Origin of the sequence: Pandoraea sp. NPDC090278 (assembly GCF_044772185.1) — a bacterium.
Taxonomy (GTDB): domain Bacteria; phylum Pseudomonadota; class Gammaproteobacteria; order Burkholderiales; family Burkholderiaceae; genus Pandoraea.
In genome coordinates, this window is record NZ_JBIVYJ010000001.1 from 829,437 (window position 1) to 846,130 (window position 16,694).

The 16,694-nt window shown below is 60.8% G+C and carries 15 protein-coding genes; 13 read left to right on the forward strand and 2 right to left on the reverse strand.

Annotated elements, in window-relative coordinates; genetic code table 11:
• Positions 1–2: 2 nt before the first annotated feature.
• The 10 genes from ispC (at position 3) to ACIQWO_RS03665 (ending at position 10,662) form a co-directional block, all read left to right on the forward strand.
• A complete protein-coding gene (gene ispC, locus ACIQWO_RS03620; RefSeq protein WP_402819262.1) occupies positions 3–1,202 on the forward strand; it encodes a 1-deoxy-D-xylulose-5-phosphate reductoisomerase in 1,200 nt (399 codons plus the stop codon).
• A gap of 42 nt (positions 1,203–1,244) precedes the next feature.
• The gene (rseP, locus tag ACIQWO_RS03625) at positions 1,245–2,636 is read left to right on the forward strand and encodes an RIP metalloprotease RseP (protein WP_402819265.1); all 1,392 of its coding nucleotides are present in this window, start codon (positions 1,245–1,247) and stop codon (positions 2,634–2,636) included.
• A 74-nt stretch (positions 2,637–2,710) separates the two neighbouring features.
• A complete protein-coding gene (gene bamA, locus ACIQWO_RS03630; RefSeq protein ID WP_191625777.1) occupies positions 2,711–5,014 on the forward strand; it encodes an outer membrane protein assembly factor BamA in 2,304 nt (767 codons plus the stop codon).
• Between the two features lie 52 nt (positions 5,015–5,066).
• Positions 5,067–5,603, forward strand: coding sequence for an OmpH family outer membrane protein (locus tag ACIQWO_RS03635; RefSeq protein WP_267919674.1), 537 nt, complete (start codon positions 5,067–5,069; stop codon positions 5,601–5,603).
• A gap of 14 nt (positions 5,604–5,617) precedes the next feature.
• Complete coding sequence (gene lpxD, locus ACIQWO_RS03640) at positions 5,618–6,697, forward strand: UDP-3-O-(3-hydroxymyristoyl)glucosamine N-acyltransferase (RefSeq protein WP_402819273.1); 1,080 nt, start codon at positions 5,618–5,620, stop codon at positions 6,695–6,697.
• On the forward strand, positions 6,694–7,152 hold the full coding sequence (gene fabZ, locus ACIQWO_RS03645; RefSeq protein WP_039398720.1) for a 3-hydroxyacyl-ACP dehydratase FabZ: 459 nt from the start codon (positions 6,694–6,696) through the stop codon (positions 7,150–7,152). Before lpxD ends, fabZ begins: the two co-directional genes overlap by 4 nt.
• Before the next feature lie 17 nt (positions 7,153–7,169).
• The gene (lpxA, locus tag ACIQWO_RS03650) at positions 7,170–7,961 is read left to right on the forward strand and encodes an acyl-ACP--UDP-N-acetylglucosamine O-acyltransferase (RefSeq protein WP_039398718.1); all 792 of its coding nucleotides are present in this window, start codon (positions 7,170–7,172) and stop codon (positions 7,959–7,961) included.
• A 3-nt stretch (positions 7,962–7,964) separates the two neighbouring features.
• On the forward strand, positions 7,965–9,140 hold the full coding sequence (gene lpxB / locus ACIQWO_RS03655) for a lipid-A-disaccharide synthase (protein WP_402819278.1): 1,176 nt from the start codon (positions 7,965–7,967) through the stop codon (positions 9,138–9,140).
• Between the two features lie 110 nt (positions 9,141–9,250).
• Positions 9,251–9,886, forward strand: a complete 636-nt coding sequence (rnhB, locus tag ACIQWO_RS03660; protein WP_402819281.1) for a ribonuclease HII — start codon at positions 9,251–9,253, stop codon at positions 9,884–9,886.
• Complete coding sequence (locus tag ACIQWO_RS03665; RefSeq protein WP_402819284.1) at positions 9,883–10,662, forward strand: TrmH family RNA methyltransferase; 780 nt, start codon at positions 9,883–9,885, stop codon at positions 10,660–10,662. Before rnhB ends, ACIQWO_RS03665 begins: the two co-directional genes overlap by 4 nt.
• A gap of 92 nt (positions 10,663–10,754) precedes the next feature.
• Here ACIQWO_RS03665 and ACIQWO_RS03670 read toward each other — a convergent pair whose 3' ends face one another.
• Positions 10,755–11,645: a pyruvate, water dikinase regulatory protein gene (locus ACIQWO_RS03670; RefSeq protein ID WP_150659244.1), complete on the reverse strand. Its 891-nt coding sequence runs from the start codon at positions 11,643–11,645 to the stop codon at positions 10,755–10,757.
• A gap of 265 nt (positions 11,646–11,910) precedes the next feature.
• Here ACIQWO_RS03670 and ppsA point away from each other — a divergent pair, with 265 nt between their 5' ends.
• The 3 genes from ppsA to ACIQWO_RS03685 all read left to right on the forward strand — a co-directional run bounded on the left by ppsA (position 11,911) and on the right by ACIQWO_RS03685 (position 16,031).
• Entirely contained in the window at positions 11,911–14,301 is a 2,391-nt protein-coding gene (ppsA, locus tag ACIQWO_RS03675) for a phosphoenolpyruvate synthase (protein WP_402819288.1), read from the forward strand.
• 157 nt (positions 14,302–14,458) lie between these two features.
• Positions 14,459–14,893: an NfeD family protein gene (locus ACIQWO_RS03680; RefSeq protein WP_402819291.1), complete on the forward strand. Its 435-nt coding sequence runs from the start codon at positions 14,459–14,461 to the stop codon at positions 14,891–14,893.
• Between the two features lie 163 nt (positions 14,894–15,056).
• A complete protein-coding gene (locus ACIQWO_RS03685; RefSeq protein WP_402819294.1) occupies positions 15,057–16,031 on the forward strand; it encodes an SPFH domain-containing protein in 975 nt (324 codons plus the stop codon).
• Between the two features lie 136 nt (positions 16,032–16,167).
• Here the strand turns inward: ACIQWO_RS03685 and smpB are convergent, their stop codons facing one another.
• Positions 16,168–16,614 carry an SsrA-binding protein SmpB gene (smpB, locus tag ACIQWO_RS03690; RefSeq protein WP_039398704.1) on the reverse strand — a complete coding sequence of 149 codons (447 nt, stop codon included), beginning with the start codon at positions 16,612–16,614 and terminating at the stop codon, positions 16,168–16,170.
• Positions 16,615–16,694 lie beyond the last annotated feature (80 nt).

The following is a 16,694-nucleotide window of genomic DNA, read 5'->3' on the forward strand; positions in this document are numbered from 1 at the left end:
TCATGTCGCAACGTCTTTCCATTCTCGGCTCCACTGGCTCCATCGGCGTTAGCACGCTCGATGTCGTGGGGCGTCATCCGGATCGCTTCTCGGTCTACGCGCTGTCGGCGCACCGTAATCTCGATCGTCTTTTTGAGCAGTGTGTTGCCCATCGTCCGCAAGTGGCGGTCGTGGCTGATGCGGATGGCGCACGCGCGCTGTCGGCGCGTCTGGTCGAGGCGGGCCTGAAGATCGAAGTGACGTACGGTCCGCAAGCGCTGATCGAAATCGCCGAGGTCGGCGAGGTCACGATGGTCGTGGCGGCCATTGTGGGTGCGGCAGGTCTGCAGTCGACCCTTGCTGCGGCGCGCGCAGGCAAACGTATTCTGCTGGCGAACAAAGAGTCGCTGGTGCTTTCCGGTGCGTTGTTCATGGCGACAGCCGAACGCGCGGGCGCCACGTTGCTGCCGCTCGATAGCGAGCACAACGCCATTTTCCAATGCTTGCCGCAAGTGGCCGGGGAAAGCCGTATTTCGACGCGTGGCGTCGAGAAACTGGTGCTGACCGCTTCGGGTGGCCCGTTCCGCGAGCGCGAACTGGCGTCGCTCGAGAACGTGACGCCGGACGAGGCATGCGCGCACCCGAACTGGGTGATGGGACGCAAGATCTCGGTGGATTCGGCGAGCATGATGAACAAGGGCCTTGAAGTGATCGAGGCGCACTGGCTGTTCAATATGCCGCCGGAGAAGATCGAGGTACTGATCCATCCGCAAAGCGTGATTCACTCGATGGTCACGTACACCGACGGCTCGACACTGGCGCAGCTCGGCAACCCCGATATGCGCACGCCGATTGCTCACGCGCTGGCGTTTCCGGACCGGGTCACGTCGGGCGTTGCCGGACTGAATCTCGCGGACATTGGCAAGCTGACGTTCGAAGCGCCGGATCTGCGCCGTTTCCCGTGTCTGCGTCTGGCGTTCGACACGCTGCATCGCGGCGGTACGGCGGGTGCGTTGCTCAATGCATCCAACGAAGTGGCTGTCGCAGCGTTCCTTGAAGGACGCATCCGTTTCACCGCGATTGCGCAGGTTGTCGAGCGCGTGCTCGATACGGTCGCCGTGGGTGAAGCCACCTCGCTCGAGGTCGTGCTTGAAGCCGATCGTCGTGCCCGCGAACTGGCGACGGAGATCGTTGCCGGTTTGCCTGCACCAGCGCGTTCCTGACGCCGCTGCCCATGTCGTAATTTCCCCGGGGCTCGTTCGCTCATGAATCTGCTGACCACGTTGCTAGCGTTCGCCATCGCCATTGGTGTTCTGGTGGTGTTCCATGAGTTGGGCCACTACACGGTCGCAAGACTTTGCGGCGTGAAGGTTCTGCGATTCTCCGTGGGCTTCGGGACGCCGCTCCTCAAATGGACGATGGGGCGCGACCGCACCGAATGGACGGTCTGCGCATTGCCGCTCGGCGGTTACGTCCGCATGCTCGATGAGCGCGACGAAACGCAGATCGTCGCCCCGGAAGACCGGGCGCGTGCGTTCAATCAAAAATCTGTCTACAAGCGCTTCGCTATTGTGGCGGCCGGTCCGGTCGCCAACTTCCTCCTTGCCATTGCCCTCTATGCGAGCCTGAATCTGGCTGGCGTGACGGAGCCTGTCGCGCGCATCGCGCCGCCGGCGGCTGGCACGCTCGCGGCCCGTGCAGGGCTGTCTGGCGGTGAACTGATCACGGGGGTTCGGGAAAACGGCAGAAGTCCCGATGAGGCCGTCGGGGAAGAGGCGGCCGTGCGTTCCTGGGAAGATCTTCGCTGGCGGCTTGTCGACCCGATGATCGAAGGGCAGCGTGTGACGCTGGTGGCGCGCACGCGCGACGGCCGTGCGGAATACACGCTGGACGCGGCAGGGCAGCATTTCGATGCGGACGGCGAACAGGACTTCATGCAGCGTCTGGGCTTGGTGCCCTCGGCGCGCGTCAAGGTGGGGCAGATCATCGCGGGCGGTGCTGCGGGACTCGCCGGGTTGCGCGTGGGCGACGAGATTACGGCGGTGGATGGCAATCCCGTGACCTCGGCCAAGGCACTCGTCGATGCCGTTCGCGCCCACCCGGGCAAGCCGATGACCTTGACGGTGAGACGGGAGGGCAGTCCTCGAAACGTCACGCTGACGCCTAATGTGGAAGTCGATTCGGCAACGGCGGGCGGCGAGCGCGTGGGCAAGATCGGCGCAGCGCTGGCCAGTCAGGTCGATTCGGTGACCGTCCGTTACGGGCTGTTCGAGGCGATTGGCCGTGGGGCGCAGCGCACGTGGGATGTGACGGCCTTCAGTGTGCGCATGTTTGGGAAGATGATCACCGGGCAGGCATCGCTCAAGAATCTGAGCGGTCCGGTGACGATTGCGGATTACGCAGGGCGTTCGGCCCGGCTCGGTCTGGATTATTTCATCGCCTTTCTGGCGCTTGTCAGCATTAGCCTTGGCGTATTGAATCTATTGCCGATTCCGGTTTTGGACGGTGGCTATCTGTTATATTATGCGGTCGAAGCGATAACCGGTCGGGCAGTTTCCGAACGGTGGCAGGGCGCGCTGCAACGAGTGGGCATCGTTTGCATCCTTGCGCTCTCTGCCGTAGCACTTTTCAACGACCTGTCGAAGTTGTTGCACTAGGACAGCGTCACGTGCCTGCCGGTCGCAGGCAAATCCGAGTTTTTTACGATTCAATTGTTTCTTGGGGAAGCAAGTTGTCGAATAAATACCACCTTGTTCCGAAGACCCTGGTGATTGCGGTTCTGGCGGCACACAGTTTCCTGGCACGGGCCGTCGAGCCGTTTGTGGTCAAGGATATCCGAGTGGAGGGCTTGCAGCGTATTGAACCCGGTACCGTCTTCTCGTACCTCCCGGTCAAACCCGGTGACAAGTTCAACGATGATAAGGGCACCGAAGCAATTCGTGCCCTTTATGCCACGGGCCTGTTCTCGGACGTGAGCGTTGAAGCGCAGGGCAGCGTGCTGGTGGTGCACGTCAACGAGCGTCCCGCAATTGCTTCCATCGACTTCCTCGGCATCAAGGAATTCGACAAAGACGGTCTGAAGAAGGCACTGCGCTCGGTCGGCCTGACCGAAGGCCGCACCTTCGACCGCAACCTGCTCGACAAGTCTGAGCAAGAACTTAAGCGTCAATACCTTACGCGCGGTTACTACGCTGCTGAGGTCAAGACGACGATCACGCCGCTCGAGCGCAATCGCGTGGGCATCCAGTTCGCTGTGACGGAAGGCCCGAAGGCGACGATTCAGCAGATCAACTTCGTGGGCAACAAGGCCTTCTCGTCGTCCGACCTGACGGCCGAGATGGAACTGGGCACGCCGAATTGGCTGTCGTGGTACTCGAAGAACGACCTGTACTCGAAGGACAAGCTCACGGGCGATCTGGAAAAGCTGCGTTCGTTCTATCTGAACCGCGGTTATCTGGAATTCAACATCGACTCCACCGACGTCTCGATCACGCCGGACAAGGACGAGATGTTCCTCACGATCAACATCCACGAAGGCGAGCCCTACAAGGTGTCGGACGTCAAGCTGACGGGCGAAATGCTCGGCAAGCAGGACGACATCCAGAAGCTCATTCAGCTCAAGGCTGGCGACACCTTCTCGGCGGCCAAGCTGCAGGCGAGCACGAAGGCTATCTCCGACCTGTTGGGTAACTACGGTTTCGCGTTCGCGAACGTGAACGCCCAGCCGAACATCGACCGTAACAACCACACCGTTGCGCTCAATCTGACGATCGATCCGGGCCGCCGTGTGTACGTGCGCAAGATCAATATCGTGGGCAACTCGCGTACGCGTGACGAAGTGATTCGCCGCGAACTGCGTCAGCTCGAAAGTTCGTGGTACGACGCCGACCGCCTGAAGCTGTCGCAGGACCGTATCAACCGTCTGGGCTACTTCACCGACGTGAACGTGACGACCGAGCCGGTGGCCGGTTCGAACGACCAGGTCGACCTCCAGGTGAAGGTGGAAGAAAAGCCGACGGGCACGATCAACGTCGGTGCCGGTTTCTCCTCGACCGATAAGGTGGTGTTGCAGGCCGGTATCAGCCAGGACAACGTGTTCGGCTCGGGTACGTCGCTGTCCGTGAACGTGAACACCGGTAAGACGTACCGTACGTTGGCCGTCACGCAAGTCGACCCGTATTTCACGGTTGACGGTGTGAGCCGTATTACCGACATCTACTACCGTACGTATCAGCCGCTGTTGCTGACGAGCGATTCGGATTTCCGTATCAACACGCTCGGCGGTAACTTGAAGTTCGGCGTGCCGTTCTCGGAAGTCGACACGGTCTTCTTCGGTCTGGGCTTCGAACAGACGCGTCTGCACCTGACGAGCGACGGCACGACGCCGCAACGCTACATCGACTATGCCAACCAGTTCGGTTACGTCAGCAACAACTATCCGCTGACGGTGGGTTGGTCGCGCGACTCGCGTGACAGCGCGCTGATCCCGAACCGCGGTCATTACCAACAGGCGAACATCGAAATCGGTACGCCGATCGGAACGACCAAGTACTTCCGTGCGTACTACCAGCACCAGTACTACTACCCGGTGAGCCGTGGCTTCACGTTGGCACTGAACGGCGAAGTGGGTTACGGCCACGGTATGGGCGGTCAGCCGTTCCCGATTTTCAAGAACTACTTCGCGGGCGGTATCGGTTCGGTGCGTGGTTATGAGCCGAGCTCGCTGGGTCCGAAGGACACCAATGGCGAGCCGCTGGGGGGTGCATCGAAGCTGATCGGTAACGTCGAACTGACGTTCCCGCTGCCGGGCACGGGTTACGATCGTACGCTGCGTATCTTTACGTTCTTCGATGGCGGTAACGTGTTCGATAACGGCCAGGCGATTACCTTCAATAACCTGCGCTATTCTTACGGTTTCGGTCTGTCGTGGATTTCACCGATTGGCCCGCTCAAGCTCTCGATGGGCTTCCCGCTCGTCAAGAAGACGGGCGACCAGTATCAGAAATTCCAGTTCCAGGTCGGTACGTCGTTCTAATAGCGGCAGATTGACCGGTTCCGAACGTTTCATCGTTGTAAGGGGTAATACATTGAACGGTATCCGTAAGCATTGCCTTCGCGGCGTCGCCGCGGCGTTGCTGGCCGGTGCGGCCTTTGCGGCCACGGCTCAGGATGCGCGCATCGCCGCTGTGAATTCGGATCGCATTTTGCGCGATTCCACGCCGGCCAAGGCCGCACAAGCCAAACTTGAGGCCGAGTTCTCCACGCGAGACAAGGCGCTGCAAGACATGGCGCAACGTCTCAAGGCGATGTCGGACAAGCTCGACAAGGACAATCCGACGTTGAGCGACGCCGAGCGCGCCAAGCGTCAGCGTGATCTGGCTGCTGCCGACACCGAGTTTCAGCGCAAGCAACGCGAGTTCCGTGAAGACCTGAACCAGCGTCGTAACGAAGAACTTGCGGCCGTGCTCGATCGCGCGAACCGCGTCATCAAGCAGATTGCCGAGACGGACAAGTACGATCTGATCGTGCAGGAAGCGGTCTACGTCAGCCCGCGTATCGACATTACGGACAAGGTGCTCAAGACGCTGAACGCAAGTTCGGGTGGCGGCACCAGCGGCAAGTGACGGGCGGGCATTCCATGTCGGGATCGTCGTCCACTCCTTCCGTCACGCTAGCCCAACTGGTCGCACGCTTTGGCGGCGAGCTGGTGGGCGATGGCAACGTTGCCGTGGAAGGCCTGGCGCCGCTTGATCGCGCCGATGCAAAGCAACTGGCCTTCCTGTCCAATCCGCTTTATCTCGCAGAAGTACCCAACTCGGGCGCTGCTGCGGTCATTCTCTCCAAAGCCGACTTCGACAAACTGCCTTCGCATGAAGGCCGCGCGTGGATCGTCGCGCCGAATCCGTACGCGTACTTCGCCCGTGTGGCGCAGATGTTCGCCGACGCGGCGACACCGGTGCCGCCTGCTGGCGTCCATCCGAGTGCCGTCATCGATCCTTCGGCTGTCGTGCCGGCCTCGTGCGTGATCGGACCGAACGTCGTGATCGAAGCGGGGGCGCGTCTGGGCGAGCGTGTCCGTCTGATGGCGAACGTGTTCGTCGGCCGGGGCACGACGTTGGGCGACGATGTACTCGTCTATCCGAATGCCACGCTGTATCACACGAGTGTGATCGGTGCGCGTTGCGTGATTCACGCGGGCACCGTTATCGGTTCGGACGGTTTCGGTTTCGCGCCCGATTTCTCCGCGACAGGCGGCGAATGGGTGAAGATTCCGCAGGTGGGGCGTGCGGTGATCGAAGACGACGTCGAGATCGGCGCGTCGACGACCATCGACCGTGGCGCCATGGCAGATACCGTCATCGAGCGCGGCTGCAAGATCGACAATCAGGTGCAGATCGCGCACAACGTGCGTGTCGGCGCCTTCACGGTCATTGCGGCATGCACCGGTATTGCCGGTAGCAGCACGATCGGTAAGTTCTGCATGCTGGGCGGCAACGTCGGCATCGCGGGCCATGTGACGCTTGGAGACAAGGTCATCGTGACGGCAAAGTCGGGTGTATCGAAATCGATTCCCGGCCCGGGCACTTACACCAGCGCGTTTCCGGCGATCCCGAACGCCGAATGGAATAAAAACGCGGCGATCATGCGCAATCTGGACAAGATGCGCGACCGCGTGCGTCAACTTGAAGCGAAGGTCAAGGACCTGCAAGACAAATGAGCGAGACCACTATTACTATCGACATCCACAAGATCATGAAGCTGCTGCCGCATCGGTATCCGATGCTGATGGTGGATCGCGTGATCGGACTGGAGCCGCACAAGAACATCAAGGTCATCAAGAACGTCACGATCAATGAGCCGTACTTCACCGGCCATTACCCGCAGCGTCCGGTGATGCCGGGTGTGCTGATCGTTGAAGCGTTGGCGCAGGCCGCAGCGTTGCTCACTTTCTCGGAAGAGGCGGTGCACGACGAAAACACGCTCTATTATTTCGTGGGTATCGAGAACGTACGCTTCAAGCGTCCGGTCGAACCGGGTGATCAGCTCATTCTCTCGGTCGACTTCATCAGCCACAAGCGCGGCTTTTATAAGTTCAAGGGTGAGGCAACGGTGGACGGCAAGCTGGCTGCCGAAGCCGAGTTCATGTGCATGGTCAAGAAGAACGGCGAATAACCGGAACTGAGACGCTCATGACGAACATTCATTCCACTGCCGTCGTCGACCCGAAGGCGCAACTGGCGGCCGACGTCGTTGTCGGTCCGTACGCGATTGTCGGCCCGAACGTGACGGTCGGCGCGGGTACGCAGATTCTTGCGCATACGGTGATCGACGGTCATACGACGCTGGGCGAGGGCAACAAGATTGGCCCGTTCGCATCGGTCGGCGGCAGTCCGCAGGATATGAAGTACGCGGGCGAGCCGACCAAGCTCGTCATCGGCGACCGCAACACGATTCGCGAATTCACGACCATCCACACCGGCACGGTGCAGGACGGTGGCCTGACGAGTGTCGGCAACGACAACTGGATCATGGCTTACGTGCACATCGCGCACGATTGTCACGTCGGCAATCACACGGTGTTCTCGAGCAACGCTCAGTTGGCGGGCCATGTCCATGTCGACGACTGGGCGATCATCGGCGGCATGACCGGTGTACATCAGTTCGTGCGCATCGGTGCTCACGCGATGGTGGGCGGTGCGTCGGTGCTGGTGCAGGACGTGCCGTCGTTCGTGATCGCGTCGGGTGACCGCGCGGTACCGTACGGCATCAACGTCGAAGGGTTGCGTCGTCGCGGTTTTTCCGCTGATGCAATCACGGCACTGCGTCACGCGTACAAGCTGCTCTACAAGAGCGGGTTGACGTTGGACGAAGCCAAGGTGCAAATCGAAGCCTTCGGCAATGCCGGTGCGCCGGACGTCTTCGAGGCAGTGCGCGCACTGCTCGATTTCCTCAACGCAAGCACGCGCGGTATCGTGCGCTGACCTATGTCGCCGACCCTTCCCGGCGCCGGCCAGCGAACCCTGGCGATGGTGGCCGGGGAGCTGTCAGGCGATCTCATTGCCGGCAACGTGCTTGCCGGTCTCAAGCAGAGTCTTCCGGCCGACATCGCGTACGCGGGTGTCGGTGGTCCGCATATGGCGGAAGAGGGCTTCGACGCCTATTGGCCGATCGACAAGCTCTCCGTCATGGGCTACGTCGAAGTCATCAAGCATCTGCGCGAAATCCTCTCGATTCGAAAGCAACTGCGCGAGCGCTGGCTGGCGGAAAAGCCGGTCGCGTTCGTCGGCTTCGATGCGCCGGACTTTAACTTCGATCTCGAAATCAAGCTGCGTGAAGCGGGCATTCCGACGATTCACTTCGTGAGCCCGTCGATCTGGGCGTGGCGCGGCGGACGCATCAAGAAGATCAAGCGTGCCGTCGATCACATGTTGTGCCTGTTCCCGTTCGAGCCCGAGATCTATCACCGTGCCGGAATTGACGCCACGTTCGTCGGTCATCCGATGGCGGACAAGATTCCGATGGTGCCCGACGTCGCAGGGGCGCGGGCCACATTGGGGCTTCAGGGCGACGGGCCTGTCGTGGCGATTCTGCCGGGCAGCCGTACGTCTGAAGTGCAGCGTCTCACGCCGGTGTTTTTCGCGGCGATGCGTCTGCTGGCCAAGCGAGAGCCGTCGATTCGATTCGTCCTGCCGGTTGCAACGCCCCGTCTGCGCGTGCTGATGCAGCCGATTTTCGATGCGCATAGCGACCTCAATCTGACGGTGATCGACGGACGTGCGCCGCTGGCATTGGAAGCCGCAGACAGCGTGCTTCTTGCGAGCGGGACAGCAACGCTGGAAGCGGCGCTGTATAAGAAGCCGATGGTGATCTCGTACAAGGTGCCCTGGCTGACGGCGCAGATCATGAAGCGGCAGGGCTACTTGCCTTACGTCGGCTTGCCGAACATTCTGTGCGGCGAATTCGTCGTGCCAGAGCTGTTGCAGCATTTCGCAACGCCCGAAGCGCTGGCCGATGCCGTCTGGCAGCAATTGACCGATCCGGCGCTGCGCGCATCGCTGCAAGCGCGTTTCACGAAGATTCACGAGGAATTGCGTCAGAACACGGCCGCCCGTTCGGCGGAGGTCATCGAGCGTGTACTGCGCGAAAAGGGGCGGCTATGACGGACGACGTGAAAGTGCGTCGGACGACGCGCAAGACTGCTGTTAGCGATGGCTTGACGTCACCCGCCGTGAAGCCCCGAACGCGTACGGCGAAAGTGACGCCTCCGCAGATGGCGTTCGATCTTTTCGCGGATATCGCCGCCGATTTGACGTGTGGCGTGGACGAAGTCGGCCGCGGACCGCTGGCCGGTCCGGTCGTGACGGCCGCAGTGATTCTCGACCCATCCCGCCCGATCAAAGGGCTAGCCGACTCGAAGAAGCTCACGGCACTTCGTCGCGAGGCGCTTTATGAGGAAATCGTCGAGCGTTCGTTGGCATTTTGCATCGCCGAAGCGAGCGTGGCCGAAATCGATTCCCTGAACATCCTTCATGCGACGATGCTCGCCATGCAGCGGGCGGTGAACGGACTTTCGCGTGTGCCTGCACTGGCACTTATCGATGGCAATCGGTGCCCCGTATTGCCGATGCGTGCCGAAGCCGTGATCAAGGGGGACGACAAGGTGCCCGCGATTTCGGCGGCGTCGATTCTGGCGAAAGTCACGCGCGACCGTCAGTTGGTGGCACTACACGAGGAGTTTCCGCAGTACGGTTTCGACGAGCATGTCGGATACGGCACGCCCAAGCACCTTGAAGCGCTGCGTACGCATGGACCGAGTCCGCATCATCGCCAGTCGTTTGCGCCTGTGCGCGAAGCGTTTGAAATTTTCGGCACGTTGACGGTGTCACGCGTGGTCCGTACGTCATGAAGCTCATCAGTTCCAAAGACAATCCGTTCTATAAGCGCCTGAAGCAACTGGCGCAATCGAACCAGCAACGTCGCAAACTCGGTCAGACGCTACTCGAAGGCGTGCATCTCGCAGACGCTTATCTTGGTGCGCTAGGACAGCCGCTCGTTTGTGTGGCGGCAGAATCGGCACTGGATAACGACGAAGTCGCGCGGATCTGGGCGCGGGTCGATCCGGATCGACGCGTTTGTTTGCCCGAGGCGCTGTTCGAGCCGCTGTCGACGCTGGTCAACGGTGTGCCGGTGCTCTTCGTGGTGGAGATGCCGTCAGGTCATCTGCCTGCGACGCAAACGACCGACTGCGTGATTCTCGATGCCGTGCAGGACGCAGGCAACGTTGGTTCCATCCTTCGCAGCGCTGCGGCCGCAGGTGTGCGCGACGTCTACTGCATGTCGGGCACGGCGCTGACGTGGTCGAGCAAGGTGTTGCGTGCGGGCATGGGTGCGCATTTCTCGTTGAACATCGTCGAACATTGCACGCCGGATTCGCTGGCGCCGCGACTGTCGGTGCCGTTGCTGGCCACAAGCTTGCAAGCGAGTACGTCGCTCTACGAGCAGGATTTACGTAGTCCGGTGGCGTGGGTGTTCGGTAACGAAGGGGCGGGCGTGTCACCCCATTGGCTCGAGCGCGTGCAGACGCCGATCCGCATTCCCCAGCCGGGCGGGATGGAGTCGTTGAATGTCGCAGCGTGCGCCGCGATTTGCTTGTTTGAGGCGGTACGACAGCGATTGTCGTAGTCGGCGGCGGGTGCGAATGAAAAAGGGACGCTTATGCGTCCCTTTTGCGTTGCCATCGTCCTGAATCGATATCAGGCGGGCGTCGGTCGACGTTAGTAGACGTCGCGCTCCAGCTTGATTTCCTGAAGGATCGTCGTCGCGATTTCTTCAATCGACTTGTGCGTCGACGAGAGCCACTTGATCCCTTCGCGACGCATCATCGCCTCGGCTTCGTTGACCTCGTAACGGCAGTTTTCGAGCGACGCATACTTGCTGCCCGGACGACGCTCGTTGCGGATTTCCGAAAGCCGTTGCGGATCGATGGAAAGTCCGAAAATCTTTTCTTTGTACTGGTCGAGCGTGGAGGGCAGTTTCTCGCGCTCGAAATCGTCCGGGATTAGCGGATAGTTGGCAGCTTTCACGCCGTATTGCATGGCGAGATAGAGCGTTGTCGGCGTCTTACCGCTGCGCGACACGCCCACGAGAATCACGTCGGCGCTTTGCAGGTTCTTGTTGGACTGTCCGTCATCGTGGGCGAGCGAGAAGTTCACTGCCTCGATCCGGTTCTTGTACGCCTCACTGTCCGCGTTCTGGTGCACGCGGCCGATGGCATGCATCGACTTGAGATTAAGTTCTTGCTCCAGCGGCTCGATGAACGTCTGGAACATGTCGAGAATCACGCCCTGGCAGTTGCGCAGGATCTCGTTGGCCCTGGCGTCCACCAACGTGCTGAAAATGATCGGACGAACGTTTTCGGTCCGATACATTTCATTGATGCGTTGGGCCGTTTCATAGGCTTTATCGACGGAATCCACGAACGGAACGCGAATCTGACGGAAACGCATCTCGAATTGCGCGAGGATCGAGTGCGCAAACGTTTCGGCCGTAATCCCTGTGCCATCGGAGACGATGAAGACGGGCCGTGCGGCAACCGGTTTAACCGGCGCAGCGGGGGCCTCAGGGGCGGGTGTAGGGGAATTTCCGGGAGTGAGGGCGTCGCTCATGCGCAGAATCGCAAAATGGTGCATTGCACGGTAGAATAGCGGCAACTTGTTGGATAAGCAATTGCGCGGCCATCGGGCCCGGTTCCATGTCAGCCCCGCCTGACGGGGCGCTCCGGGAAATGACGGTGGTTCGATGCAGAACGTCGGGCGCTAGCCCCTGGTACTCGACGTTGCCAAGGCGCGATTTCTTATCCAACAGGTCGACCGGCCCACGTCAGTCCCAGCCGGTCCGCCGAGAATTTTTTTTCTTACCTTAGGGGCTTTTATGACTAACGCAGCACACGACGGCGCCTACGTGGTGCCGTTTGAGCATCTGCGCATGACCGACGTCGAGTCGGTCGGCGGCAAGAATGCATCGCTTGGCGAAATGATCAGCCAACTGGCTAACGCAGGGGTTCGCGTGCCGGGCGGCTTCGCCACGACGTCTTTCGCATTCCGCGAGTTCCTCCAGCACAACAACCTGACCGAGCGCGTTGCCAAGCGTCTCGAGGGTCTCGACGTGGATAACGTCAAGGCGCTCGCAGAAGCCGGTGCCGAGATCCGTCAATGGATCGTCGACGCGCCGCTGCAACCGCAGCTCGAGAAGGACATCCGCGAACAGTTCGCACGCATCACGGCCGACCAGCCGGACGCTTCGTTCGCCGTGCGTTCGTCGGCAACCGCCGAAGATCTGCCGGACGCCTCGTTCGCCGGTCAGCAAGAAAGCTATCTGAACGTCGTCGGTATCGAAGACGTGCTGGATCGCATGAAGCACGTGTTCGCGTCGCTGTATAACGACCGTGCTATCTCGTACCGCGTTCACAAGGGCTTCACGCACGCCGAAGTGGCGTTGTCGGCCGGTGTGCAGCGCATGGTGCGCTCGGACTGCGGCGCGTCGGGCGTGATGTTCACGATCGACACCGAGTCGGGCTTCCAGGACGTGGTGTTCATCACGGCCAGCTATGGCCTGGGTGAGACGGTCGTTCAGGGCGCGGTGAATCCGGACGAGTTCTACGTCTTCAAGCCGACGCTCAACGCCGGTAAGTACCCGATCATTCGCCGCACGCTCGGCTCGAAGCTGCTCAAGATGGAATTCACGCAACCGGGCGAACCGGGTCGTGTGAAGACCATCGACGTGCCGATGGAATTGCGTAACCGCTATTCGATCACCGATGACGATTGCGTTGAGCTGGCCAAGTTCGCGCTGATCATCGAGAAGCACTACGGTCGTCCGATGGACATCGAGTGGGGCAAGGACGGCAAGGACGGCAAGATCTACATTCTCCAGGCACGTCCGGAGACGGTGAAGAGCCAGTCGGTCGGCAAGGCGGAACAGCGCTTCAAGCTCAAGGGCGACGCCCCGGTGCTGACCACGGGCCGCGCGATCGGTCAGAAGATCGGCGCAGGTCCGGTGCGCGTGATCATGGATCCGAGCGAGATGGAACGCGTGCAGCCGGGCGATGTCCTGGTTGCCGACATGACCGACCCGAACTGGGAGCCGGTGATGAAGCGCGCTTCGGCCATCGTGACGAACCGCGGCGGCCGTACGTGCCACGCGGCCATCATCGCGCGTGAGCTGGGTGTGCCGGCCGTGGTCGGCTGCGGTGACGCCACTGACCTGCTCAAGGACGGCGCGCTCGTGACCGTGTCGTGCGCAGAAGGCGACGAAGGCAAGATCTACGACGGTCTGCTCGAGACCGAAGTGACCGAGATCCAGCGTGGCGAAATGCCGAAGATCCCGGTGAAGATCACGATGAACGTGGGCAATCCGCAACTGGCCTTCGACTTCGCGCAACTGCCGAACAGTGGTGTGGGTCTGGCGCGCCTGGAATTCATCATCAACAACAACATCGGCGTGCACCCGCGCGCGATTCTCGAGTACCCGAATATCGATGCCGACCTGAAGAAGGCGGTGGAGTCGGTGGCTCGCGGTCATGCGTCGCCGCGTGCGTTCTACGTCGACAAGCTGGCTGAAGGGATCGCCACGATTGCGGCGGCTTTCTACCCGAAGCAAGTGATCGTGCGTCTGTCGGACTTTAAGTCCAACGAGTACAAGAAGCTCATCGGCGGCTCGCGTTATGAGCCGGATGAAGAAAACCCGATGCTGGGCTTCCGTGGCGCGTCGCGTTACATCTCGGAAGACTTCGCCGAAGCGTTCGAGATGGAGTGCCGTGCGCTCAAGCGCGTTCGCGACGAAATGGGGCTGACGAACGTTGAGATCATGGTGCCGTTCGTGCGTACGCTGGGTCAGGCGGAGCGCGTGGTCAACATGCTCGCCGACTACGGTCTGAAGCGTGGTGAAAACGGCCTCAAGCTGATCATGATGTGCGAGGTGCCGTCGAACGCCATTCTGGCCGACCAGTTCCTCGAGTACTTCGATGGCTTCTCGATCGGCTCGAACGATCTGACGCAGCTCACGCTGGGTCTGGACCGCGATTCGGGTATGGAATTGCTGGCGAAGGACTTCGACGAGCGTGACCCGGCAGTGCAGTTCATGCTCAGCCGTGCCATCAAGGCCTGCCTGGCGCAGGGCAAGTACGTCGGCATCTGCGGTCAGGGCCCGTCGGACCATCCGGATCTGGCCGAGTGGCTGGTCAAGGAAGGCATCGTCTCGATGTCCCTCAACCCGGACACGGTCGTGGAAACGTGGCAACAACTCGCCAAGGTGGCGAAGTAAGCGTCACGAGAAACACCTGAAATGGGAAGCGTCCGAGCGGCATCTCGGACGCCACTGAAATGCCGGGCGACCCCTTTGGGACGCGTGCGCTGATCGGTGTGTTTCGTGCTATAAACCCCGGTATAACACCGGGGTTTTTTCGTTTCTGGGAGTTGCGATGGAGCAGGCTTGGCTTTGGTTCGGCGTTGCCGGATTGATCGTGGTGCTGGAGCTAGCGAGCGGGACGTTCTATCTCCTGATGGTGGCGCTTGGTGTGGCGGCTGGCGGCATTGCGGCGCTGCTGCGTGCCGACGCACCGTTGCAGTGGGTGGTGGCGGCAATCGTCGCCGGGGTGGCGGTCTGGTTGTTGAGACGCAGCCGGTTTGGGCAGCGTCGCATCAAGGTCGACGCGTCGGCCGATCCCAACACCAATCTCGATATCGGTCAGCGTTTGCATGTCGATGTATGGCGTGCCGACGGTCAGGCGCGTGCCATGTACCGGGGCGCTGAGTGGGATGTGGAATTGATGCCGGGAGAAGCGCCCGATGCCGGATGGTTCGTCATCCGAGAGGTGCGCGGTAGCCGGTTGTACGTCGCGCATGTGGCGGCATAGATCGCACGGATTGCACGGTTCGATGGTCGATGCAGAAGCTTCTCGCCCGATGTCGATTCGTGTGCAGAACACTTCGGCGTCGTTGCGGTCTGACGACATGTCCCGCCAATGCGGGGCATCGGGGAACTAGCTGACCATCAAGGTCGGCGCTTCAGGGGAAAACATGTTATCCAACGTCGCATTCATTCTCTTCATCATCGCGGTGATCATTGCGGCTCGGTCGATCAAGATCGTGCCGCAGCAGCACGCGTGGGTGGTGGAGCGTCTCGGTAAGTATCACGGGACGCTTACGCCGGGTCTGTCGATCGTCGTGCCGTTTGTCGACCGTGTCGCGTACAAGCACATACTCAAGGAAATCCCGCTCGACGTGCCGAGCCAGATCTGTATCACCAAGGACAACACGCAGTTGCAGGTGGACGGCATTCTGTACTTCCAGGTGACGGATCCGATGAAGGCATCGTACGGCTCGAGCAACTTCATCGTGGCCATTACGCAGCTCGCTCAGACGACCCTGCGTAGCGTGGTCGGCAAGCTGGAACTCGACAAGACGTTCGAGGAGCGGGAGTTCATTAACCACAGCGTGGTGAATGCGCTCGACGAAGCGGCGGCGAACTGGGGCGTGAAGGTCCTGCGCTACGAGATCAAGGATCTGACGCCGCCGAAGGAAATTCTGCACGCCATGCAGGCGCAGATCACCGCGGAGCGTGAGAAGCGTGCGTTGATCGCGGCATCGGAAGGGAAGAAGCAGGAGCAGATCAACCTGGCGTCCGGTGCGCGTGAGGCGGCGATTCAGAAGTCGGAAGGTGAGCGTCAGGCAGCGATCAACCAGGCGCAGGGTGAGGCGGCGGCCATTCTTGCGGTGGCGGAAGCTAACGCGGAAGCCATCCACAAGATTGCCACGGCGATTCAGACGCAAGGCGGCATGGAAGCCGTCAACCTGAAGGTCGCCGAGCAGTATGTCGACGCCTTCAGCAAGGTCGCCAAGACGAGCAACACGCTGATCGTGCCGGGCAACTTTTCGGACATGAGCGGCATGATTGCATCGGCGCTCAAGATCGTGCGCGGCACCGAGGGCGGTTCGAATGCACCCGTCGACGGTAGCACTGGCGGCTTCGGCAATTCTGCGCCACGCCGTTGAGCGTGCGCTGGCGGGTGGGGGGGGCGGGAGGCGCTCTAGGCCGTGCAGATGACTGACGAAATGAAAACGGCCCGAGTGGGCCGTTTTCTTTTGCGCAAGAGAGCTGTCGCGCCTTGCTTGTCGTTCAGCGGCGATCTCAGGTCGGGTTACGCATGAGTCGCGCTTTCTCGCGATTCCAGTCGCGTTCCTTTTCCGTCTCGCGCTTGTCGTGCAGCTTCTTGCCCTTGCCCAGTCCGATCTCGCATTTCACGAGGCCCTTGCTGTAGTGAAAGTTAAGCGGGACGATCGTGTAGCCGCGTTGCTCGACCTTGCCGATGAGTTTCTTGATTTCATCGGCTTTGAGCAGCAGTTTTCGGGTGCGGACCGGATCGGGGTTAATGTGCGTCGATGCCGATTGCAGCGGGCTGATGTGCGCGCCGATCAGAAAGATCTCGCCATTCTTGATGACGACATAGCCTTCCTTGATCTGCGCCCGCCCGGCGCGAATTGCCTTGACTTCCCACCCTTCGAGCGCGATCCCGGCTTCGAATCGCTCCTCGATGAAGTAGTCGAAGAAGGCCTTTCTGTTGTCAATGATGCTCATGGATCCTTGGCGGGGTAACTTGGTCGGACCCGGTGAGTCGGGCTCGGGTAAAATAGCGATTTTAACAAAGAGTCTCGGCA